The 22,619-nt window shown below is 35.0% G+C and carries 19 protein-coding genes; 8 read left to right on the forward strand and 11 right to left on the reverse strand.

The genetic code is table 11. The features are described from left to right. Positions 1-69: 69 nt before the first annotated feature. The 7 genes from QLQ95_RS19765 to QLQ95_RS19795 form a co-directional block, all read right to left on the reverse strand. Positions 70-465: a DoxX family protein gene (locus QLQ95_RS19765; protein WP_427873565.1), complete on the reverse strand. Its 396-nt coding sequence runs from the start codon at positions 463-465 to the stop codon at positions 70-72. Positions 466-962: 497 nt separating this feature from the next. Then, entirely contained in the window at positions 963-2,024 is a 1,062-nt protein-coding gene (locus tag QLQ95_RS19770) for an NAD(P)H-dependent flavin oxidoreductase (protein ID WP_482501309.1), read from the reverse strand. Between the two features lie 6 nt (positions 2,025-2,030). Beyond that, complete coding sequence (locus tag QLQ95_RS19775) at positions 2,031-2,405, reverse strand: nuclear transport factor 2 family protein (protein ID WP_320493708.1); 375 nt, start codon at positions 2,403-2,405, stop codon at positions 2,031-2,033. 17 nt (positions 2,406-2,422) lie between these two features. Next, positions 2,423-3,163, reverse strand: a complete 741-nt coding sequence (locus QLQ95_RS19780) for an SDR family NAD(P)-dependent oxidoreductase (protein ID WP_482501310.1) — start codon at positions 3,161-3,163, stop codon at positions 2,423-2,425. Between the two features lie 18 nt (positions 3,164-3,181). Continuing rightward, on the reverse strand, positions 3,182-3,400 hold the full coding sequence (locus QLQ95_RS19785) for a tautomerase family protein (RefSeq protein ID WP_095929127.1): 219 nt from the start codon (positions 3,398-3,400) through the stop codon (positions 3,182-3,184). 12 nt (positions 3,401-3,412) lie between these two features. After that, on the reverse strand, positions 3,413-3,946 hold the full coding sequence (locus tag QLQ95_RS19790) for a YceI family protein (protein ID WP_482501311.1): 534 nt from the start codon (positions 3,944-3,946) through the stop codon (positions 3,413-3,415). 85 nt (positions 3,947-4,031) lie between these two features. Beyond that, positions 4,032-4,616, reverse strand: coding sequence for a Crp/Fnr family transcriptional regulator (locus tag QLQ95_RS19795; protein WP_482501313.1), 585 nt, complete (start codon positions 4,614-4,616; stop codon positions 4,032-4,034). A 214-nt stretch (positions 4,617-4,830) separates the two neighbouring features. Between QLQ95_RS19795 and QLQ95_RS19800 the strand changes: the two genes are divergently transcribed. From QLQ95_RS19800 to QLQ95_RS19815, 4 genes are all read left to right on the forward strand, one after another. Continuing rightward, positions 4,831-5,664, forward strand: a complete 834-nt coding sequence (locus QLQ95_RS19800; protein WP_095929130.1) for a universal stress protein — start codon at positions 4,831-4,833, stop codon at positions 5,662-5,664. Positions 5,665-6,265: 601 nt separating this feature from the next. Then, complete coding sequence (locus tag QLQ95_RS19805) at positions 6,266-7,312, forward strand: beta-ketoacyl-ACP synthase III (RefSeq protein WP_482501314.1); 1,047 nt, start codon at positions 6,266-6,268, stop codon at positions 7,310-7,312. Between the two features lie 39 nt (positions 7,313-7,351). Continuing rightward, a complete protein-coding gene (locus QLQ95_RS19810) occupies positions 7,352-8,446 on the forward strand; it encodes a sensor histidine kinase (protein ID WP_482501316.1) in 1,095 nt (364 codons plus the stop codon). A 5-nt stretch (positions 8,447-8,451) separates the two neighbouring features. Beyond that, entirely contained in the window at positions 8,452-9,207 is a 756-nt protein-coding gene (locus QLQ95_RS19815; RefSeq protein ID WP_320493706.1) for a LytR/AlgR family response regulator transcription factor, read from the forward strand. Positions 9,208-9,424: 217 nt separating this feature from the next. Here QLQ95_RS19815 and QLQ95_RS19820 read toward each other — a convergent pair whose 3' ends face one another. Beyond that, a complete protein-coding gene (locus QLQ95_RS19820; protein WP_320493490.1) occupies positions 9,425-10,399 on the reverse strand; it encodes an integrase core domain-containing protein in 975 nt (324 codons plus the stop codon). A 444-nt stretch (positions 10,400-10,843) separates the two neighbouring features. On the opposite strand from QLQ95_RS19820, the gene QLQ95_RS19825 reads away from it, so the two are divergent. The 4 genes from QLQ95_RS19825 to QLQ95_RS19840 all read left to right on the forward strand — a co-directional run bounded on the left by QLQ95_RS19825 (position 10,844) and on the right by QLQ95_RS19840 (position 17,437). Then, positions 10,844-11,977 carry an efflux RND transporter periplasmic adaptor subunit gene (locus QLQ95_RS19825; RefSeq protein WP_482501318.1) on the forward strand — a complete coding sequence of 378 codons (1,134 nt, stop codon included), beginning with the start codon at positions 10,844-10,846 and terminating at the stop codon, positions 11,975-11,977. A 27-nt stretch (positions 11,978-12,004) separates the two neighbouring features. Continuing rightward, positions 12,005-15,160: an efflux RND transporter permease subunit gene (locus QLQ95_RS19830; protein ID WP_095929135.1), complete on the forward strand. Its 3,156-nt coding sequence runs from the start codon at positions 12,005-12,007 to the stop codon at positions 15,158-15,160. Positions 15,161-15,162: 2 nt separating this feature from the next. Beyond that, positions 15,163-16,572 (forward strand): efflux transporter outer membrane subunit, encoded by a 1,410-nt coding sequence (locus QLQ95_RS19835; protein WP_482501321.1) that lies wholly within the window; start codon positions 15,163-15,165, stop codon positions 16,570-16,572. A gap of 82 nt (positions 16,573-16,654) precedes the next feature. Beyond that, positions 16,655-17,437, forward strand: a complete 783-nt coding sequence (locus tag QLQ95_RS19840; RefSeq protein WP_482501322.1) for a hypothetical protein — start codon at positions 16,655-16,657, stop codon at positions 17,435-17,437. 4 nt (positions 17,438-17,441) lie between these two features. Here QLQ95_RS19840 and QLQ95_RS19845 read toward each other — a convergent pair whose 3' ends face one another. The 3 genes from QLQ95_RS19845 to QLQ95_RS19855 form a co-directional block, all read right to left on the reverse strand. Continuing rightward, on the reverse strand, positions 17,442-19,847 hold the full coding sequence (locus QLQ95_RS19845; protein WP_482501324.1) for a histidine kinase dimerization/phosphoacceptor domain -containing protein: 2,406 nt from the start codon (positions 19,845-19,847) through the stop codon (positions 17,442-17,444). Between the two features lie 232 nt (positions 19,848-20,079). Next, the gene (locus QLQ95_RS19850; RefSeq protein ID WP_482501326.1) at positions 20,080-21,234 is read right to left on the reverse strand and encodes a DUF4291 domain-containing protein; all 1,155 of its coding nucleotides are present in this window, start codon (positions 21,232-21,234) and stop codon (positions 20,080-20,082) included. Positions 21,235-21,467: 233 nt separating this feature from the next. Beyond that, positions 21,468-22,406 carry a ring-cleaving dioxygenase gene (locus QLQ95_RS19855; protein ID WP_320493698.1) on the reverse strand — a complete coding sequence of 313 codons (939 nt, stop codon included), beginning with the start codon at positions 22,404-22,406 and terminating at the stop codon, positions 21,468-21,470. Between the last annotated feature and the right edge of the window lie 213 nt (positions 22,407-22,619).

The raw sequence follows: 22,619 nt of genomic DNA on the forward strand, positions 1-22,619 counted from the left end.
AGAATTAGACAAAAAATAATAAAATGCCTAATATCAATTATTAGGCATTTTTATTTTGATATATTTTCTTTAGTTTATTTCTGATGGAGTATAAGTTGCGGTGTATAATTTTCTATACATTGCATACGTAACACTTACCATTACAAAAGCAATAATAGCATCGGTTGCAGCGCCAAAACCTAAAACGGCAATTTTGGAAAAGAAAGCAAAGATGATATCGAAAAATACGCCTGCGAAAACCCATTCTTTCAATCGTAATAATTTGTTCGGAATTAAAAGCGTAATGACACCAGCTACTTTAAAAACGCCAAGGATGTAAATGAAATGTGCAGGATAACCCAATTGTTGTGTGATACCCCAAACCAATGGATTATTTGTTAATTCGAAGAAACCGCTTGCGCCAAACCATAAAGAAGTTAATACTGCGCCTGTCCAATAGATAATTTTTGTTGTTTTTGAGTTCATGATTTTGATATTTAAAGTTATTTAACGGTACAAATGTGCGTTGAAAGCCTTAAAAACGAAATCGAAATTATGTTGAAGCGGACAAACTTTGGGGTGAACTGGACAGGGGGTGACTTGTGTTTTTTAACGCAAAGTTCGCTAAGGTTTTTTCTCTCTGGATTGCGTTTTAAGTTCGCAAAGCTTTGTGAAGAAAAACAATATGAAATTCTCGCAAAGTCGCAGAGTCGCAAAGTTTTTTATTTTTTAAAGCCACAGATTAAACAGATTAAAAGGATTTATCTCTCGCAGATTTGGCACATTCATTGGGATTTTTTAATATTAAAAATATAATCTGCTCAATCTGCCAAATCTGCGAGAGGTAAAAAAACTTTGCGACTCTGCGACTTTGCGAGATTAAAAAAAATTACGCACAAGCTTAACAGCTAGTAAGACCTTTGCGAACTTAAAATCTCCAGCATTTATATATAAAAAACCTTCGCGAACTTTGCGTTAAAAAACTACACCGACATTTCAGCAATTAAATACTGCATTAATTCGCTGGCTTTATGGTATTTTAAATTGCTTGTATTTTGTCCCGACCAAAAACTAATCATGTCGGTTCTTCCTTGGGCGAGTGCGGCTACTTTTAAAGGGGCGATTAATTTGGTTTGAAGAGGAAAAGGAAGCACTTCCGTTTCAAAGGGAACAGCGTCAGAGATTTTATTGCTAATCATTCGACCCATTCTTCCTGTAAGCGATTTTGAAACCGTAGTTGGAACATTCGGATTAGTAAAAAGCATTTCTTTATGAACAGGCGCGGCGCCCGATTCATCTGTAACCATAAAAGCAGTTCCTAATTGTACAGCATCGGCACCTAAGGTTAGAGCGGCGGCGATTCCTTTTGCGTCTATGATTCCGCCTGCAGCAATGATTGGTGTTTTAGTTTTTGCTTTTAATTGCTGAACAAGACTGAACAATCCTGTAAAAGAATCTTGTGCCGGTTTTAAGAAAGAAGGTCTGTGTCCGCCCGCTTCAAATCCTGCAGCGATAATCGCATCTACTTCTGCATCTTCTAGCGCAAGCGCTTCTTCTAAAGTTGTTGCAGCTCCAATGGTTTTTATGCCTAGTTTTCGGCTTTCTTTCAGTATTTCTTTTGATGGAATTCCGAAAATAAAACTGAAAACAGCGGGTTGGAGTTCGAATAAAACTTCTACTTGTTTTTCAAATTTAGAAGGAATGTTCGAAGATAAATCAGGAAGCGGAATCCCTAATTCATCAAAATAAGGTTTAAAATTCTGTTTTATCTTTTCCAGTTTTTCTGGAGGATAATTTAGAAGTTCTTTGTCAACATCATTAACCCATAAATTGATATTGTAAGGTTTAGAAGTGGCGAGCTTAATTTCTTTTCCAGCTTCTCTAATTTCTTCAGGTGTGAGTGTGTAAGCGCCATAACTGCCTAATCCGCCTGCATTGCTTACAGAAGCCAATAAAGCGGCAGTTGAAAAACCACCGCCCATTGGACCTTGTAAAATTGGATACTCAATACCTAGTAATTGTGTTATTTTGGTTGAATTCCACATTGTATTTTAATTTACTTTAGTTGCTAATTTGTTACTGATAACCCATTTGCCATCAACAACGATAAGGCTTAAAAGGTCATAATAATTATACTCGAATATCGGAACTTGAACTTTCGCGACAGCGGTATTATTGATAATTTCTAAAGATAGGATTTTCATTTTGAATTCTTCTCCCAATTCCTTTGGACTTTTACGGTTTTTTACGCCTTCCAGATATTGATTTACGGTTTTAAAATGAGTTTCCCCATTAATATCAAAACCAACAATTGCCTCTTGATGAAAAACACTTCGCAATAAAGGAACATCACCAGTATAAATTCCGTTAAAATAATTCATAAGCATAGCTGTAATCAGAGCTGCATTTGTGCCAAAATTTTCCATGATTTTAAGTTTTGAAGTTATCGGATACTGTGTCCAGCAACGTGTCCGCCGTCTAAATTAATGATTTCGCCAGTTACAAAATTGCTTTCGGCCAAATAAAGAGCCAATTGCGCCACATCGTGGGTTTCTCCAATTCGTTTTAATAGATGTAATCCTGCCAAACTATCGGCATTATCGACACCTGTTTTAGCTTGAAGCGGACTTCTAATAATCCCTGGAGCAATCGCATTTACTCTAATATTGTTTTTTCCGAATTCTGCAGCAAGTTGTCTTGTAAAGGCATGAACGCCGCCTTTGCTAGAAATAGGCGCAGTTGCAGGAAATCCGTCGATGGCATGATTTACTAAAACAGTTCCGATGTTAATAATAGACCCTTCACCTTGTTGCAGCATTTGTTTTACAGCCGCTTGACTTGTAAAATAAGTTCCTTTTAAATTAATGTTTAAAAAACGATCTAAGTCTTGTTCTTCAACATCTAAGAAAGCTTGCGGCTGGAATATCCCCGCATTGTTTACCAATACATCAACACTTCCGAAACGTTCTAAAGCAGTTTCAACTAATTCTTTTCCAGTTGCAATACGGCTTACATCACCGTGTACCATTGCAAGTTGATTCGCATGTCCTAATTCTTTAAAAGTAGTTTCTAGATTCTGCAAATTGGCAGAATTGATCACCACATTGTAGCCTTTTTCTAAAAATAACTGGGCTATTGATTTACCGATGCCTGTTGAGGCACCGGTTACTATAATTGTTTTCATTTTTCTGATTTTAAATGATTATTTTTTTTGAGCCGTAATGCCTCTTTCGCGCAATACAGAAACCTGTTCGCCTGCAAATCCCCAATCATCTAATTCTATTTCTTGAATCACGATGTGTGTAAGACTGGGATCTTTGTCCAAAACATCTGTTATTAGTTGAGTAATGCCAGAAATAAGCTGCTGTTTTTGTTCTCTTGTAACACCTTCACGAGTTACTTCAATTTTTACGTATGGCATGATTTCTAAGTATTAAGCAAGTTTTGCTGTTAGATTAACATCCAATTCAAATTCGTTGTAAATCAAAGTATCTCCAAGATTGGTGAAGAAATTTCCAGAGCGGAATTTCATATCATATTTGGTGCGGTCAACGATGATTTTAGCAGAAGCTTTCAAATCGTTTTCATTTTTTTCCACTTTCAAATTGAAACCAATTGGATGTGTAATGGCTTTAATGGTAAGATTACCTTCGATAAAATAAGCTGAAGAAGATTGTTTAGAAACAGCCGTAATGTCTAAAGATGCAGTTTTGAATTTGTCTGTAGAAAAGAAATCCTCAGAAGCCAAATGTCCCGCAAACTGCTGATTTGTTGCAGAGTCGGTAACATCAAGAATAGAGATAGAAGTAGTGTCTATAACGACATTTCCTCCACTAAGTTCGTCATTAGAAAAAGTAAAATTACCATTCTCGATATTAATTGTTCCATTGTGTTGTCCAGTAACTTTTTTTCCAATCCAGTTTACTTGACTTTCAGTATTCGAAATTTTAAAATTTTTAGTTTCCATTATTCTGTATTTTAAATTGTTATTAATTTATTGTACAAAGTAATGGCGGTATTCAAAATAGATTACGTGATGTAGATCACATTCGTCAATGCGGTTTAGAAGCGTTGTACAATCGGCTTAAAGTTTCTCTGGATACACCAAGATAAGCGGCGATTAAATGTTTAGGTACAGTGTTGTACAAGGCAGGATAGAGAGCAAGCAATTCTTCGTATCTCGTTTTGGTGTCATTATTCATAAAAGAAAGCAATCTTTTCTGAGAAGCGACATAACCGCGATTGGTTCTCCATCTAAAAAAATGTTCTATTTCGTGTATTTCACTACAGATTTTCTCTCGATCCTGATTTGAAAGAGAAAGAATTTCAACATCCGACACACAATCTACATTAATTGTAGCTTTAGTTTTGTTGTAAAGCGCCGCATAATCAGAAGCCCACCAAGTTGGCATAGCAAACTGTAGGATGTACATTTTTACGTCATCATTGACATAAAAGGACTTTAAACATCCCGAAATGACAAAATACTCTTTGTCAACATCCTGACTTTCACTAATAATAGTTTGTCCTTTTTTAAAAGTTTCTGTTTTAAAATGCGAAAAGAAATAATCAAACTGTTCGTCTGTTAAGGTGACAATTTTAGAAACATGCTCTTTTAATAAAGATTTGGCATCCATTGCTGAAGTTTTAATAAAAGTAAAAGTAATAAATATTAAAACGGACAGAGCCGATTATTTTCTATGGTTTTTAAAGTAAGAAACAAAAAAGGAAAGTCTGTTTTTTCAGAAATGATATTTTACGGTTGAGTCGTTAAAAATGATTATTCAGTTATATAAAAAAAGATTGAAGCCTTTATTTAAGCAATTTTGCACGAAAGCTTAATTATATTCTATGAATTCACCTCTTACTATAATCGCCGCTACAAATTTTTCTGCCATTGCCACTAATGCAGTTAATTATGCCGCTGGGCTTGCAAAAGCTACAGGCGCAAAATTGGTTTTATTTAATTCATTTTCGTTGAGTGTACACAGTGCAAACTCACATATTACTGCAGATGCAATGCAGAAACAGATTGACAAAGCAATTTCTAGACTAGAAAATTTAGCCAAAGAAATTGCAGATTCGTTTAAAATTGAAACAGCAGCAATTTGCACCTATTCTTTTTTGGAAGATGAGCTTCCAAAAATTATCAAGGAAACCAATGCAGATGTTGTTGTAATGGGAATGGCAGAACGTTCTTTTGAACAAGAATTACTAGGAAATTCAACTACAACAGCCATTAAGAATCTTCAAATTCCAGTTTTGGCAGTTCCTGAAAATGCCCTTTTCCTAAATATCAAAAAAGTGCTATACGCTTGCGATAGTTTGAGTTTTTCGGCTATTAAAAAGTTTAGCTGGATTAAAAATGCTTTAGGAGATTTTGGAGCAGAAATCGAATTTTTTAGCGTAGACGAAAAATTGGACGATTTAAAAGAAGAACAGCATAGAATTTTAATGAATTCGAATATCGAAAAAGAATTTGAAGACGTAAAATATCTTTATAAAACAGTAAGATCGAATGCGGTTATTAACGAAATTAAGAAGGAAATAAAGAATTATGAGGCCGATTTGCTTATTATGGTGCCTCAAAAATACGGTTTTTGGGATTCTTTGGTCCACAGAAGTAAAACTAGAATTTTGGCAGCAGGGCTAGATATTCCATTATTGTCGTTTCCAAATTATTAAAGATTAATTTGTTTTAAAAACAATGATATAAAAATTACAAGGTTTTTTTGAAGAAATTTTATCAAAATAAATTTTAACAGATTTTTTTTGATTTTAGAGATTCTATAATTTTTAGTGCTTGATGCCGAATTTCAAAAAAATATTTTAACTTTTAAAGCAGTTTTGTTAATTATTCTTAATTGTCTGCTAGTTTCAGATTTTTTTAAATTAATTTTGTGGCACTCTAAAAACTTAAATGCAATAGGTTTTTTTATCAGTATGGCAACAGCTATAATTGGGAATTATCTACAAACTGAAATAGCATTGTATGATTTTAAAAATAAGATAAATTAAAGATTTTATTCCAAAGTAATACCGAGATAGCACTTGGTGTATATTTTTAATTTATTTTAATTGGATTTTGTATAATGATTTTAGCTTGTTCAGGTTTTTTTAAAACAATATTTCTCAGTAAATGATATTGCCAGCAGATTTAATCGGCTTTTTAAGGAATACAACTCTATTTCCTGCATCAGTTCTTAATTGAGCTGGACTGTAAAAGAAGAGAAAAAGTATTAAGCATTGCGTTCTAAGAGTACAAAGCTTAAAAAAAATAAAAACAATGAGCGCAGTTATTACAGCAATAGGTGGTTTCGTGCCATCATCAATTTTGACCAATAAAAAGATTTCAGAAACTGTTGATACATCGGAGGAATGGATCATTAAAAGAACTGGAATTAGAGAACGTAGAATCGCAGACGACGACACAGCAACATCTGATCTTGCCGCAGCAGCGATTGAAAATCTTATCGAAAACTATAAGGTAGATCGCGAAGAAATAGAAGCGCTGTTGGTAGCAACAGCAACTCCGGATCATATTTTAGCGCCAACAGCAAGTATTGTTTGCGATAAAAGCAGACTTACAAATGCTTTTGGAATTGATATGAATGCGGCTTGCAGCGGATTTTTGTATGCACTAGAAATGGGAGCAAACATGATCGAAAGCGGTCGTTACAAAAAATTAATCATCGTTGGAGCAGATAAAATGAGCTCTATCGTAGATTATGAAGACCGTAATACTTGTATTCTTTTCGGAGATGGAGCAGGAGCAGTTTTGTTAGAAAAAACAGAATCTGATGCTGGTTTAATGAAAACGATTCTAAAAACGGATGGAAGCGGAGTTTCTTCTTTGGCTGTACCGGCTGGAGGTTCTAGAAATCCAACTTCTATGCAGAGTCTTTTGCACAGAACGCATTATTTAAAACAAGACGGTGCTTTTGTATTTAAAAGAGCCGTTGCAGCAATGAGCCAAGTTTCGCAAGATGCTTTGGCAAAAAATGAACTAGAAGCAGATAAAATTGATTGGGTTGTACCACATCAAGCAAATTTGAGAATCATTAATGCTGTAAGCGAAAGCTTGAATATTGATTTTGACAAAGTAAAAGTAAATATTGATCGTTACGGAAATACAACATCTGCAACAGTTCCGTTGTGTTTATGGGATTTCAAAGATGATTTTAAAGAAGGACAAAATGTATTGATTACTACTTTTGGTGCAGGATTTTCTTGGGGTGCAACGTGCTTAAAATGGGGCGTTATGCGTGAGAAAAATCCAACTGCTACCATAAAAGCAGACAAAAAAGAAGAAGGTGTTCTAGTAGAACACTAATAAGATAGGATTTTTCAATTTTTACAGTTGAGGGAATAAATGGGTAGAAAGAACCAAAATAAAAAAACAGGCAAGAATTTTTTCTATAAATACTACAGGGTTATAGTAATTCCAGCCGTTTTTTTGGTCTATCTTTCGTCCTATTACTTTCTAAATCCATATAGGAATTTTGAAGAGGAAGGTTTGCTCGATTTAGATCAGACCTTCGATATCTTCATCATTTTGCTTTACTGCGCCATCCTTACAGAACTAACTTTGTTTGTTGGCCGAAAATTAAACTACTACATAAGTTGGGAACAAAATCCAGCATTTAGAGCAATAGCACAGTTTATTTGTCTTATTGCTGGAAATATACTTTTAAACTACTTTTTTTCTTGCCTTTGGGACTATTTCTACCCTTGTACAGCACTGGAAGAAAATGATTTGGTTACCATTTGGCAGTCTAAAATTATGGCAGCGATTATCTCGCTTTTCATTAGTGCCATTCATACCGGAATATTTTTGCTAAACAGATGGCGTTTAAACGCTATTGAAACGGCCGAGTTAAAAATTAAAGCATCAGAACTTCAAGAATCGGTAACACGTTCAAAATTGGAATCTCTTAAGATGCAGTTAGATCCGCACTTTGTGTTCAATAATTTCAGCACTTTGACAGAGCTGATTTATGAAGATCAGAAAGAAGCGGCTTCGTTCTTAGAAAATATAACGAGAGTATATCGTTATATGATTTCCAATTCAAATAAAGATACCATTACTGTAAAAGAGGAAATAGAATTCTTAAATGCTTATTTTTATTTACTAAAGAAAAGATTAGGCGATAAAATCGATTTGAAAATTGAAGTTGATTCTCCTTCTTTAGCACTTCATTTACCGCCATTAACCTTGCAGTTGTTGGTAGAAAATGCTGTAAAACACAATATGGCCACTTTGGCCAATCCGCTTACCATTACTGTTTTTTCTGATTCTGGTGATATTATTGTTCGAAATAACTTGCAGAGAACCGCTGGAAAAAGTTTGGCTTCAACAGGAATAGGGAATAAAAACATCGAATTTCGTTATAAAATTTTATCTGAGAGAATGCCGATTTTTAATGAATCAAGCAGCTATTATGAGGTACGTCTGCCATTAATTTAAAAGTTATGAAAATTTTAATTGTAGAAGATGAAAGTATTAACGCAAGCCGATTAAAAAGGCTGCTCGAAGAACTGGAACCTAACTGTGAGATTTTAGGAATCATTGATACTGTTGTGGATACAGTCGAATGGTTAAAATCCAACCCTTGTCCAGATTTGATTACAATGGATATTCGTTTAGCAGACGGATTGAGTTTTGCCATTTTTGACGAAATTACTATCACTTGCCCTGTAATTTTTACTACAGCATACGACGAATATGCGATTCGTGCTTTTAAGGTAAACAGCATCGATTATCTGATGAAACCTATCGAAAAGAACGAATTGGAGTTTGCCTTAAGCAAATTTAAATCTTTAAATAAAAACGAATCCAGCGTGACCAATATCGCCGGAATTCTAAAAGAACTGATTGAAAAACCAGTTTTCAGAATGCGCTTTTTAGTAACCTATCGTGACGGATACAAAAGCGTAGACGTTTCCGATATCGACTTTATATATTCGGAATTCAAAACAAGTAATTTATTCCTAAAATCCGGCGTAATTATTTCGATTCCACAAACCATGGAAGAACTGGAACAAGAATTGGATCCTAATCTCTTTTTTCGTGCCAACCGTCAGTTTTTCATTCGTGCCGAAAGCATTAAATCTATTGCGAACTACTTCAACGCAAAACTCAAAATCCAACTAAAACTCGACCCCGAACGCGAGGTAATCATTAGCAGAGAAAAAACACCTTTCTTTAAACAGTGGATGGATAGGTAAGAAAGAGGCTAAGGTTCTGAGATGCTAAGATTCTAAGGTTTTTCGCCACGAATTGCACTAATTTCCACTAATTTTATTTCTTAAAGTTGCGATGTTTTACTCTCATTTTTGTCATTTCGACGAAGGAGAAATCTTCGCAAGTAACTCCACAATCTATAGCCAATCTTTGTAGAGTTTCTCGCGAAGATTTCTCCTTCGTCGAAATTGTAAAAGTCACTTATTTCGGTAACGGATTTATCATTTCGATTGGCTTTTTTCCATCAATTCCCTGATGTGGCCTTTCGTGATTATAGTAATATAAATATTGTAATAATTCTTCTTTTAGCTCTTCCAAAGAATCAAAATCAGTTTCTCTAAGCAGATCATCTTCAAGAGTTCTCCAGAAGCGTTCAACCTTTCCGTTTGTCTGTGGTCTGTAAGGTTTGGTGTGTCTATGGATAATCCCTAATTCCATAAGCATTCTCTCAAAAGGATGGTTATATTTCTGCTGGCTGGTTTTGATTCCAAATTCAGGCCCATTGTCAGATAAAATCTCTTCAAATTTTATTTCATAATGATCACTTAAGATGTTTAAGCATTTTAATGCTGCAAACATAACTGTTAAACTAGTAATGTCGGGAATTAATTCCGCCCAGGCAATCCTACTGTAATCATCAATTATGCACACTAGGTACAATCTTCGATTCTCTCCTTTTATGATGCTCTTGCTTAAGTGATGACAATCAATGTGACCAAGCTGACCCATTCTTTCCTTGATTATTTTTTGATGATTCTTTTTAATCTTCGGAGTTAGCCTATTTATATTATTGCGTTTTAAAATATTATAAACTCCAGAATATGAAGGAGTGCTCCTTCCTAATTTGGGCTTTAAGATACTAACAATTTCATATTTGTTGTTTCCTTTTTCTCTTAATTCAATTACTTTTCGCTCTATAAATGGCACAGGACGTCTTGTCTTGTATTTTGGACCTCGCTTTTGAGGCAGTAGATCTAAAGACTTACCGCTCTGCTTATAGCGGTTATAATACTTTAAGAAACTTTTTCTGCAGGTGTCATTTGCCTTATAAAATTCCATAGCCTTTTTATGCACTGGATGCGTCTTGTTTTTTACCTGCTCATATTCTTTTATCAAAAAACGATACTTCTCTAAATAGTTTCTTTCTAGTGTTGAATCATGACTGTTATTTCTCATCGCAACAAAATTTATTAAAGGTAAATTTTGTTACCGAAATATCTAACCTTTACAGAAATGACAAACTATGTGTTTTGCCATACTTTGCCTAATTCCGTGTGTGATCCTTCCTTCGTCAGGATGACAAAGAATGCGTTAAAATCTACTCAATCAAGGAGAAATAATTCTTTTTAATCCTTTAATCTGTGGCATAAAAACTTCGCATCTCAGCGACTTTGCGAGATTCCTTTTCATTATTCTAGAAAAAACTTAGCGTCTTAGCACCTTTGCGGCAAAACAAAAAACTTAGAACCTTAGCATCTTAGCCACTTAGCACCTTAAAAAAAATCCTCCGTTTCGGTATCAAAATATGTCGTTTGGGTAAATTTCTTCCCTAAAAAACGGGTTTTACGCTGTTATTTTGCGCCAAAATTTGAGGTAATTCATTTAAAAATGAAAAGTAAAATGACAAAACAGTTTTTTAAAAATAATAAAGCAATTGGCAGGATTGCAATTTTATTAATAACCATTTCCCTTTCTTCATGCGGAAAAAGCGGAGAGGCACAAATGGCTCCTCCAAAGCCAGAAGTAGACTTTCTTCAGACTAATTCGGCAACAGGAGAAGTAGAAAAGAAATATCCAGGAACAGTCGAAGGTACTGTAAACGTTGACATAAAAGCTCAGGTATCAGGCTATTTGGAAGCTATTTATGTAAAAGAAGGAGACTATGTAGCCAAAGGACAATCTCTTTTTAAGATAAAAGGCGATGTTTACGCCGAACAAGTAAACAATAGCCGTGCAGCTTACAAAAGCGCTTTGGCCAATCAGGCCAATGCAAAACTAGAAGTAGAGAAAATCAAACCTTTGGTCGAAGGAAAAGTATTTTCAGACATGCAGTTAAAAACAGCGCAAGCCAATTACGAAGCCGCGACTGCACAAGTAGCACAGGCTAAAGCCGCTTTAGGATCATCTCAGTTAAATGCCGATTTCTCTTTGATTAAAGCTCCCGTAAGCGGCTATATTAGCCGTATTCCAAACCGTATCGGAAATTTGGTTACGCCAAATGATGCCGTTCCGTTAACGACACTTTCAGAGATTAACAGCGTATTTGTTTATTTCTCTTTAACAGAAGCAGATTATTTGGCATTTTCGAAAGATGCAAAAAACAATCAGACCGTAAGCTTAATTATGGCCGATGATAGCGAATATGATCAAAAAGGAAAACTAGAAGTTGCCAGCGGAAACATCGATCGTGCAACAGGTACAATTGCTTTAAAAGCCATCTTTCCAAATCCGAAAAAGATATTGCGTTCTGGAGGTTCTGCAAGAATTGTCTTGAACAAAAGTTTGTCATCTGTAATTACAGTTCCAATGGCGAGCGTAAAAGACATTCAAGATAAATTCTTTGTTTTTGTTCTAAAAGAAGGCAACAAAGTAGCCATGGTTCCTATTGAAATCGCTGGAAGCGCTGGATCAGATTATTTTGTAAAATCTGGACTGAAATCAGGAGACAAAGTAGCTCTGAATAATATCGATGTCCTTTATGATGGTATGGAAGTCGTTCCAAAAATCGCTGCTAAAAACGCAAGCAGTAAATAATTTTTCATTTAATAAAATAACATTTCCATGTTAAAGAAAATAATAGACAGGCCAGTATTGGCCACAGTTATCTCTATTGTACTAGTTATACTGGGGATTATAGGTCTTACCCGATTATCGGTAACGCGATTCCCAGATATTTCTCCGCCAACAGTTATGGTAAGCGGTTCGTATCCAGGAGGGAACAGTGAAACCGTTATCCGTTCGGTAGTAACGCCTTTAGAAGAGCAGATTAACGGAGTTGAAAATATGCAGTACATTAAATCTACTGCGAGTAATGATGGATCTTTTTCGATCAGTGTCATTTTCAAACAAGGCGTAGATCCAGATCAGGCTGCGGTAAACGTGCAGAATAGAGTACAGCAAGCAACACCAAAACTGCCTCAGGAAGTTATCCGAATGGGATTAACGACTTCGAAACAGCAAAACAGTATGATTGTTATTTTCAATTTGTATACAGATGATAATAGCAAATACGACGAATTGTTCTTGCAGAATTATGCCAATATCAACTTAGTGCCTCAAATGAAACGTGTTCCGGGAGTAGGGCAAGTTCAGATTTTTGGGGTAAAAGATTATTCGATGCGAATCTGGCTAGATCCTCGTAAAATGGCCAATGCAGGTTTGGTTCCGTCAGATGTTACTCAGGCCATTGCAGAACAGAGTTTAGAATCGGCTCCAGGTAAATTGGGAGAAGAATCTTCAGCGGCTTTAGAATATGTAATTCGTTACAAAGGGAAAAAGAACAAACCAGAGCAATATGAAAATATTGTGGTTAAGAACGTCGGAAGCAATGTTTTAAGACTTAAAGATGTAGCTCGAGTAGAATTTGGTTCTATTTCGTATAGCGGTGATAATAAATCGAATAGTAAAAATGCTGTTACAATGGCGATTTTACAAACCTCGGGTTCAAATGCTAATGATATCGAAATCGGAATCAACAAAGAAGTTGAACGATTATCGAAATCTTTTCCTCCAGGTATTAAATATGTTAACGTAATGAGTACCAAAGAAAGATTGGACGAAGCCACAGGTCAGGTAAAATCGACTTTGTTCGAAGCCTTTATTCTGGTATTTATCGTAGTATTTATTTTCCTTCAAGACATTCGCTCGACGATCATTCCAGCTATTGCGGTTCCGGTTGCGATTGTGGGAACATTTTTCTTCCTTTTGGTTTTCGGATTTACGATTAACATCTTAACGCTTTTTGCCTTGGTGTTGGCGATCGGAATTGTGGTCGATGATGCGATTGTAGTCGTCGAAGCCGTGCACAGTAAAATGGAAGAAGACGAAGGAATTTCGGCCAAAGAAGCAACACACAGCGCCATGGCAGAAATTACGGGAGCGGTAATTTCGATTACTCTGGTGATGTCGGCGGTATTTATTCCGATCGGATTTATGACGGGATCTTCGGGGATTTTCTATAAACAGTTTGCTTATACGTTGGCTATTGCGATTATTATTTCGGCTGTAAATGCTTTAACATTAACGCCTGCATTATGTGCGCTTTTGCTAAAGAATCACGGATCGAAACATGGTGATCACGAGCACAAAACTACTTTTAAAGACCGCTTTTTCGTCGGATTCAATACAAGTTTCAACAATTTAACGGGTAGATATATTAAAGGGGTTCGTTTTTTAATTGGAAGAAAATGGATTGCGGCTGGTTTAGTGGCTGGAATTACAGCACTTGCAGTATATATGATGACATCAACACCAAAAAGTTTTGTGCCTCTAGAAGATGATGGTTTCATGGTATATAGTTTATCAATGCCACCAGGAACGGCTTTGGATCGTACAACAGCAGTAATTCAGAAATTAGAAAAAGAATTGGCTCCAATAGAAGCGATTGATGTAAATACGAGTATTACAGGATTCAATATTTTGAGTAATAGTGCCAGCCCGGCTTATGGATTAGGTTTTATTAAACTTAAGCCAAAGAAAGACAGGGGAGCGGTTAAGGATATTGAGGAAATCATGAATATCGTAAGCGGAAAACTGGCTAAAATTAAAGAAGGTCAGATTATGGTTTTCAGAATGCCTCCAGTTGAAGGTTTTGGGGTAACAAGTGGTGCTGAAATCGTGTTGCAGGACAGAATGGCGAGAAGTCCAGAAACTTTAAAAGCTATGTCTGATAAAGTAATCGGACAGATTATGCAGCAACCTGGAGTTCAATACGCTTACACGACTTTTAGAGCCGATTATCCGCAATTGGAATTGGAAGTTGACGAAGACAAAGCACGGCAAATGGGCGTAAATATCAAGGAGCTTTTAGGAAATATCCAGACGTATTTTGCAGGAGATCAATCAGCTGACTTTTCTAGATTTGGTAAGTTTTACCGTGTGAATGTAAAAGCCGATGGTATTTTTAGAATGGATGAAGATGCATTTAATGAAATTTTCGTAAGAAATGCTGATATGCAAATGGTTCCAGTAAAATCAATTGTGAAGTTCCACAAAGTGTACGGGCCAGAATCGGTAAACCGTTACAACCTTTATAATTCGGTGAACATTACAGCGATGGCATTGCCAGGTTATAGTAACGGACAAATTATGGGAAATTTGGAACAAGTTTTAGATAAACTTCCATCTGATTATACGTACGAATGGACAGGTTTAAGTTTGGAGGAAAAAGCAGGAGGAAGCCAGACAGTTGCCATTTTTGGGTTGTGTTTATTGTTTGTATTCTTCCTGCTTGCTGCTCAATACGAAAGTTATTTATTGCCGCTTGCCGTATTGCTTTCTATACCTACAGGAATTTTAGGCGCTTTCGCGGGAATTAAAGCGGTTGGTTTAGATAACAATATTTATGTTCAGGTCGGATTAATCATGCTTGTCGGACTTCTAGCTAAAAATGCCATTTTGATTGTGGAATTTGCTTTGCAGAGGCGTTTGGCAGGATTAACAATAGTCGAAGCTGCAATTGAAGGTTCCAGATCAAGGTTACGACCAATTATCATGACTTCGCTAGCTTTTATTGTCGGTATGATTCCGCTAATGTTTGCTTCTGGAGGAACTGCAGTTGGAAACCGATCAATCAGTGTGAGTGCGGCTGTCGGAATGTTTAGCGGTGTTGTACTGGGCGTTTTTGTGATTCCGTTACTTTTCATTGTATTTCAATATTTACAGGAAAAAGTATCTAGAAAAAAGATCGCAACTCAAGTTCAAACGATAAAAGAATAAGAATGAAAACATTATATAAAATCGGAATGGTTTTACTTACCGGATCGATCATGACATCGTGTGTGGTAGGCAAAAAATATTCTCGTACAGATTTAAATGCTCCAGAAAAGTACCGCGAAGAAGTCGCGGTTACTGGAGATACAGTTTTGCTTCCGTGGAAAAACTATTACAAAGATCCTTTGCTGGTTGCTTTGATTGAAAAAGCTTTAATCAAAAACAATGAAGTTATCATTGCTATGAAAAGTATGGAACAGCTCGACCTCAGTTATAAACAAGCCAAATTATCGTTATTACCCACACTAGATTTCGATGCTGGAGCGAGCCGTTCTTATCCATCAAAAAATTCTTTGAATGGATCTTTGAGTCAACAGTTTATTGGTAAAGATTATATGGATGACTATAGCGCTAATCTTCGTCTTTCTTGGGAAGTCGATATTTGGGGAAAGGCAGCCATGCAGAAAAGAGATGCTAAAGCGGCCTATTTTGCTCAAAAAGAAAACCTTTCAGCATTAAAGACTCGAATTATTGTTCAGGTAGCGCAGTCTTATTACAATCTGTTAGGTTTAGATGAACAGCTGAAAATTGCAGAAAAAAACATCGAATTGAGTACGAATACTTTGAGCATGATGCAATTGCAATACAAATCGGGTTCTATTAGTTCTTTGGCAGTAAACCAAACTGAGGCTCAGAAAAAAACGGCTGAATTGCTAGTGCCTTTAGCGAAAGCGAATATTGCAGTTCAGGAAAATGCTTTACAGATTTTATGCGGAGAATATCCAGACAAAATTGAAAGAGCTGGAAATATTGATGCGGCCGAAGTTTCGGTACTTTTTCCAACAGGAATTCCAGCTTCACTATTAAGCAGAAGGCCAGATGTAAAAGCGAGCGAGTATGCGGTAATGTCTGCCAATGCTAAAACGGGATTAGCAAAAGCAACGATGTATCCGACTTTAAGTCTGAGTCCGTCGATTGGTTTGAACTCTTTTGAATTTGAAAACTGGTTTAATTTTCCAGGTTCTGTTACTAAAACAATTGCGGCCAATTTAGCACAGCCTATTTTTAGAAAAAAAGCCTTGCGAACAGCTTATGAAGTAGCGGTTTTAGAACAAGAAAAAGCGGTTGTGCAATTCAAACAGTCTTTTATAACAGCAGTTGGCGAAGTAAATGATGCCATGTCTAGATTGAAATATGCAGACGAACGTATTGTTTTAGCCAAAGATAAAGCAGAATCTCTAGATAAAGCGACTTCAGATGCTTCTTTGCTTTATAAGAGCGGAATGGCCAATTATCTTGAAGTGATCGCAGCCCAGAACAGTTCGCTACAAAACGAATTGGATCTGGTAACCATAAAACTCGAAAAGCTGAATGCAGCAATTAACCTGTACCGTGCTTTAGGAGGCGGAGTAGAGTAGTACTTAATTTTTCTTAATTCACCATTACTATAAGAAATTATAGCGATGGTGAATTTTCTTTTGATTTGATTTTATCTGATTTATGGACAAAATTACTTTTACCCGATCAGAACTTTATAGCTTGGTTTGGAAATTTCCAATTCCGCAGATTGCAAAACATTATGAAGTTTCTAGTATGGGAATTAAAAATGCTTGCGAAAAAATGAATATTCCGCTTCCTAAAAGCAGACACTGGATTGGATCCGCATATAAGAGGAAAAATGTTCCTCAACTTTCATTGGATTTTAAAGGAAATAATGAAATTGCCATTTTAAAAAAGACATACGAAATGCAACTTCGAGTTCCTTCAAAATCTACACCTTTGCTTGATTTGGCTCAAAGTATAAAAAACGATGTTTTTGCTCCCTTGACCATTAGCGATAAGCTAGAAAATCCGTTTGAGATTATTACGGCAACCAAGCAATATTGGGAAGACAAAACTTTAAATCAAGATATTCAGCCAGATAAATTGGAGATTTTAGATTTAAATGTTTCTAAAGAAAACTTGAATCGGGCTTTGCTGTTTATGAATGCTTTAATCAAACTGATTCAATATCGCGGACATGAATTTAGAAAAGGTCTTGATGGTTTGGATACAATCGTCTTTAAAAATGAAAATGAAATAAAAATCGATTTGAGAGAAGCGCAGAAAAGAATAACCAAAACAGGTTTAAGAGAAACTTCTGGCTACATTTTTACAGGCGATTTCATTTTTAGAATTTCAAGAGGATCTAATAAAAAAGAATGGCGTGATGGCAAGATTACTTTAGAAAATAATCTTGCATTAATTATGGCTAAAATAGAATTAATGGGCGCCGAAGAGTAGTTTTTTATCTAAATTCCTTTTTAAATACTAACTCAAAGCTAAGTCCATTTTCATTTTTAATAGCTAAATCTCCTTCAAGCGTATTGCTTAAGCCGTTTATAAGTGTCATTCCGAACGAATTGCTATTTTGCAATTCTACGATATCCTGTATGCCGATTCCATTATCAGAAATAAACAACTTATAGCAGTTTTCTGAAATCTCAGATAAAGAAAGCCTAATAATGCAATTTTGCCTATCTTTAAAAGCATATTTTATCGAATTGGTGATTACTTCGTTGATAATTAAACCCAATGCAATTGCTTGCGAAATATCCAATTCTATTGCATCAATTTGAGCTTCAAAATGAATGTATTCTGCATTGAAAGACTCTTTTAGATACTCAACCAATTCATTGCAGTAATCGGGCATATCAATCATAGAAACATTGTCTTCCTTATATAATTTTTGATGAATCAATGACATGGCATAAATTCTGTTTTGGCTGTTTTTTATGGTAGAAATCGCCAAATCATCTTTTAAATAAGAAGATTGAGAATTAAGCAGACTAATGATGGTTTGAAGATTGTTTTTTACCCGATGATGAATTTCTTTCAAAAGCCATTCTTTTTCTTCAACCAAACGCTCCAATTTTACATTTTTAAGCTTAATTTCTTTTTCTTTTAATTGAAGACGGCTCGTGCTGCGCTGTTTTATTTTGGCTCTGTTGTACAATAAAATAATGATAATCAGCAATAAAAATAAACTGCTTATAGAAATTGTATTTAAAAGTTTGGAAGAATGCAATTCACGTTTCTGAAGATCGGTCTGCTGTTTTAAAGATTTTATATTTTGTATTTTGGCACTTGTTTCAAACTTGAATTTCAAATTTTCATAATCAAGGTTTTTACGCATGTTATCCATCGAATCTTGAATTCGAGTATAGTTTCTCATGTGTTCGATCGCAGAAAAATATTTTCCGTTTACGGAGTCAATTTTGAATAAAGTAAGTTCCAAAACATAACGGTTAAAACCCTCTGTATTATGAGTTGTAGCAAGAATGCGATTGGTTATTTCTTCTGCTTTTTGAGGTTTATTAATTTTGACATAAAACAGCGCCATAATCGAAGTACAGGTCGCGACATCTTTGAGTGTTTCTGCTGAATTTAGTTTTTTTGCAAAAAAATCAAGTTTTTCATAACAAGCTTCTGCTTCTTTCAACTTTCCTAATTCTTCATAACAGCGCGCCTTAAGCTGATTTAGAATCATATTGTCTAAATCATTTTTTGGAGGGTATTTTTTAGAGTTGCTTTCCAGATATTTTAATGCTTCTGAATATTTAGAATTATCCATTAATGCCCTTACAGAACCAAAAAAACTTTTGTACCAAGTCCCCGCATTAATTTCTCTTTGATTGTACTCAATTCCTTTCTGATAAAATTTAATGGCATCATCATAATAGCCCGTGCTGTTGTAAATATTGCCGAGGCGTATATAAAAACTATCTGCAAAAGCATAATCTTTTGTTTTCTCCATCGAGCTAACGCTCCTTAAAGCGTAATATAACGCATCTTTAAAATTGTTGTTGAATAATTCGATATACGAAATAGTCGTTTCGGTATATTGTGTGTATAGAAAACCAATTTTTTTCTGAAGATTAAGACTTGTAAGGAGTTCTTGTTTGGCCAATTTCATTTTACCAGTCCAAAAATGAACCGGAATTATTTTCATATAGGTTTCAAGCTCTTTTTCTTTGTTGCCTAATTTTTTATAAATAGCCAAAGCCTCAGCTAGAATAACTGCTTTTTCTTTGTTGCTATCGGGCATAAACGTGCCTTGATTGTCAATAGCTTCTGCTAATATTTTTTCGTCTTGTGTTTTTCTTGCGGCATTAACCAGTTGCGAAAAAATGGTGCTGCTCAGTTGTGGTTTGTCTGCTTGGTAATAATATTTGGCAAGAAGATATTTGGATTGAAAATGCCACTTTTGAATTTTGGATTTTTCTGCCAGTTTTTGGGCTTTATTAATATACAAAAGCGCATTTTTTAGATCCTCTTTTTTCGCGCCAGCTTTAAAAAGGTAAAAGCTCCCAATTTGCAAGGACAGTCTAATTTGATCGACTGTATTTAATCTTGGCAATAGCAATTCTGCTCCGCGGGCGTAATTATTGGTAATTAAATTGTTTCCGGGAAAGTTAGATCCATCATTAAAACCTTCATCATTGGCAAGCGTGTACGGAAGTTTGTGCGCTTTGCTAGCCAAAATCATCGCGCTGTCAATATCTATCGAACCTTGATTAACGTTACGAAGATAAATAGCGACATTGTGCAGCATCAATCTATCTTTCTGAAGCTTAAGTTTATTGGATTCATTCTGGCTAAAAGTGGTTGTGGTAAAGAAAGTTAGTAAAAGTAAGAAAATTACTTTTTTCATGTTTAGGATTGTTTGGAGGAGTAAAACTAAGGGATTTAAAAGTGTTTAAAAAACATTTTTATAGATAATTTATTGCTCCAAAGAAGAATTATGTGATGAAACGATTATAAAAAAAGCTGCCTAGAATTTAGACAGCTTTTTTTATAATCATTTCATATACTTTTTGAGCGAATGCACTTATTTCTTTTTAAATTGTAATTCTTGCATGGCTTTTTTGTTACATGTTTTTTGATCAAAAATACCAAAACGCTCTACTATGAATTTGATTATACACATATTCTTCACTAAAAGATTCAATAAAATAATCGGCTGTTTGGGGCGCAAAGCCTTCAACATTTTCTACCAGAAAATCCTTATTCGCTGCTATGTACTCTTTTGTTGGTTGAAGACCCAATGGATAAAAAATCATTTCACCATCAAATCCACACCAAGTGTCAAAATCAACCATTTTAGCTTCTAAAATTAAATGAAGATCAATTGCATCTTTATTTTTGCTAGCAAAGTAACTAAACATTAAAAGGTCTTCGCACATACAATCAAATGCTCCTAATTCATCATCTCTTCTGTACGCAATGGCAGTTTTTAATAGATATCTTGACAGTTCAGAATTTTTGTAATTTTTTACATAACCAACAAATTCATCTCTTTCAGGTTCATCACTGTCGATTAACAATTTCTCAAAATTGGCTTGGGTGATTGTCTTTGTATTGTTAAATTCTGAAATTATTCCTTCTACAAATGGTGTGCGAAAGACTTCAGGAATTGAAAATTTCTTTTTTAAAGCGCTGTTGACTTCAATTATGGATTCATTCATTACATAAAACCATTCGTCACCGCTATCAATTTTCGTTTTTTGTTCTTTTACAAAAGAGGTAATATCTTGAATTGATTTTATGAACTCGTTATTGAATTTTTGTAATGCTTCATTTTTAATTCCGATTTGAACGGCTCTGCGTCTTAGCTTTTCTCCTTTAAAATTGTGGTCTGGATCCCACTGAATCCTTACATTGCTGTTGCTTAGATTTTCTCGCCATGTTGATTCATCTCCGTATGATTTGTCGTAGCTTGTCAAAACACCATTAGCGAGAAGTTCTTCGAAACCTTCAAAAGTCATCTCGATAGCTAAAATGCGGCTTTGGTTATTATCTTTTTCAGCCCAATCACTTCTGTACATCATCCACAAAAAATTAGGCTTTATCCAAGTCATTCTCTCGAAGCTGTAATCTTTTCCTCCGAATTTTTGATTTTTTATCGCATAATCTGCAATGCTATCATTGAATGCCTGATAGACAAAAATATTGGAGTCTTTTTTTTGTCCAAGTATAAAATTTCCTTCTTGGGGAAGTCCTTTCTCATATCGGTGATGTTGGATTGTCTTTAGGTTCATTTTTATTACGATTAATACAAATGCATATCAAGTTCATCAAAATCTTATATTTTGTGATCATTTGATGCGCCATTAAAGTTTATTTTTGTCTACTTTCCCTCCAAATATAGAATGTTTTCCTAATAAAAAATAAAAAAACTTTAATTCCCCAAACAAAAAAAGCCACCCTAAATAGGATAGCTTTTTCAAAATATAGTTGTGTTATTCGGGATGAACCCAATTTAGTATTTAAATTAATTAATTTTAACCAAATGCTCTTCAATAGCAGCTCTTTGAGACTCATATTGAGCTGGAAGTTTTAAGTTTTGACCTAATTCTTCTAAGCTTTCGTCTACTGTAAATCCAGGGTTATCTGTTGCAATTTCAAACAAAACTCCTCCTGGTTCTCTGAAATATAGAGAGTGGAAATATTGTCTGTCAATTTGCGGAGTAATCTGCAAGCCGTAATCTTCGATTTTTTCTCTGAATTTCATTAAAATTTCATCGTTTGGTACACGGAAAGCTACGTGGTGCACAGTTCCGTTTGCATTTAAACCGCGTTTTTCTTCAGGTAATTCTACCAAGTCAACAATTGCAGCATTTTCTACAGCATCTGTAGCATAACGGTAACGGTTTACGTCTTGATCGATCAATTTATAACCAAAAATATCAGTTAAGATAGCCGCAGTTGGTTTAATATTGTTTAAAGTCAACGTAATGTTATGAAAACCTTTTGTAGCAACATCTGCTTTTACTTCGTCAGTTTCCCACGCTTTTCTGTTATCGTCTGTTTTAGATTCGATTAACTCCAATTTTAATCCGTCTGGATCTAAGAAAGTCAAATATTTTTCACCAAACTTTTCAGCTGGTTTATTGTAAATTACGTTGTATTTTTCGAAGCGTTTTTGCCAAAAATCTAGACTTCCTTTAGGAACAGAATATCCAATTTCAGTTGCCATTCCAGAACCTTTTCTTCCTTGCTGAATTCCTGCTCCCCAAGGGAAAAAGGTTAAGATAGTTCCTGCGCTTCCTACTTCGTCACCAAAGTAAAAGTGATATGTTCCTGGATCGTCAAAGTTCACTGTTTTTTTAATGAATCTTAATCCTAAAATTTTTGAATAAAAGTCAAAATTGCGTTTAGCGTCACCTGCAATTGCAGTAATATGGTGTAAGCCTAAAATTTTATTTTCCATGGTATTTTTTATATTAAATTGTTATTGATTTTTCTTTTACAAATTTACGGCGGTTATGCTTCTGCATCGATTAACCTAGATTAAGAAATAAAAACGCATTGTTTTTTGAAAACATCAAAAGCAAACCAAATAACATTCCGATTTAATAAAGGCTTTGAAAACAAGGCTTTCGGAGAAGTATCAGATTTTAGTACCTACGATATATCGTAATTT

The sequence above is a fragment of the Flavobacterium sp. B330r genome (genome assembly GCF_056824325.1).

Excerpts from the sequence above, each read along its gene's own strand:
- QLQ95_RS19765 (WP_427873565.1), bottom strand. The coding sequence starts at position 465 with ATGAACTCAAAAACAACAAAAATTATCTATTGGACAGGCGCAGTATTA.
- QLQ95_RS19770 (WP_482501309.1), bottom strand. The coding sequence starts at position 2,024 with ATGTGGAATTCAACCAAAATAACACAATTACTAGGTATTGAGTATCCA.
- QLQ95_RS19775 (WP_320493708.1), bottom strand. The coding sequence starts at position 2,405 with ATGGAAAATTTTGGCACAAATGCAGCTCTGATTACAGCTATGCTTATG.
- QLQ95_RS19780 (WP_482501310.1), bottom strand. The coding sequence starts at position 3,163 with ATGAAAACAATTATAGTAACCGGTGCCTCAACAGGCATCGGTAAATCA.
- QLQ95_RS19785 (WP_095929127.1), bottom strand. The coding sequence starts at position 3,400 with ATGCCATACGTAAAAATTGAAGTAACTCGTGAAGGTGTTACAAGAGAA.
- QLQ95_RS19790 (WP_482501311.1), bottom strand. The coding sequence starts at position 3,946 with ATGGAAACTAAAAATTTTAAAATTTCGAATACTGAAAGTCAAGTAAAC.
- QLQ95_RS19795 (WP_482501313.1), bottom strand. The coding sequence starts at position 4,616 with ATGGATGCCAAATCTTTATTAAAAGAGCATGTTTCTAAAATTGTCACC.
- QLQ95_RS19800 (WP_095929130.1), top strand. The coding sequence starts at position 4,831 with ATGAATTCACCTCTTACTATAATCGCCGCTACAAATTTTTCTGCCATT.
- QLQ95_RS19805 (WP_482501314.1), top strand. The coding sequence starts at position 6,266 with ATGAGCGCAGTTATTACAGCAATAGGTGGTTTCGTGCCATCATCAATT.
- QLQ95_RS19810 (WP_482501316.1), top strand. The coding sequence starts at position 7,352 with ATGGGTAGAAAGAACCAAAATAAAAAAACAGGCAAGAATTTTTTCTAT.
- QLQ95_RS19815 (WP_320493706.1), top strand. The coding sequence starts at position 8,452 with ATGAAAATTTTAATTGTAGAAGATGAAAGTATTAACGCAAGCCGATTA.
- QLQ95_RS19820 (WP_320493490.1), bottom strand. The coding sequence starts at position 10,399 with ATGAGAAATAACAGTCATGATTCAACACTAGAAAGAAACTATTTAGAG.
- QLQ95_RS19825 (WP_482501318.1), top strand. The coding sequence starts at position 10,844 with ATGACAAAACAGTTTTTTAAAAATAATAAAGCAATTGGCAGGATTGCA.
- QLQ95_RS19830 (WP_095929135.1), top strand. The coding sequence starts at position 12,005 with ATGTTAAAGAAAATAATAGACAGGCCAGTATTGGCCACAGTTATCTCT.
- QLQ95_RS19835 (WP_482501321.1), top strand. The coding sequence starts at position 15,163 with ATGAAAACATTATATAAAATCGGAATGGTTTTACTTACCGGATCGATC.
- QLQ95_RS19840 (WP_482501322.1), top strand. The coding sequence starts at position 16,655 with ATGGACAAAATTACTTTTACCCGATCAGAACTTTATAGCTTGGTTTGG.
- QLQ95_RS19845 (WP_482501324.1), bottom strand. The coding sequence starts at position 19,847 with ATGAAAAAAGTAATTTTCTTACTTTTACTAACTTTCTTTACCACAACC.
- QLQ95_RS19850 (WP_482501326.1), bottom strand. The coding sequence starts at position 21,234 with ATGAACCTAAAGACAATCCAACATCACCGATATGAGAAAGGACTTCCC.
- QLQ95_RS19855 (WP_320493698.1), bottom strand. The coding sequence starts at position 22,406 with ATGGAAAATAAAATTTTAGGCTTACACCATATTACTGCAATTGCAGGT.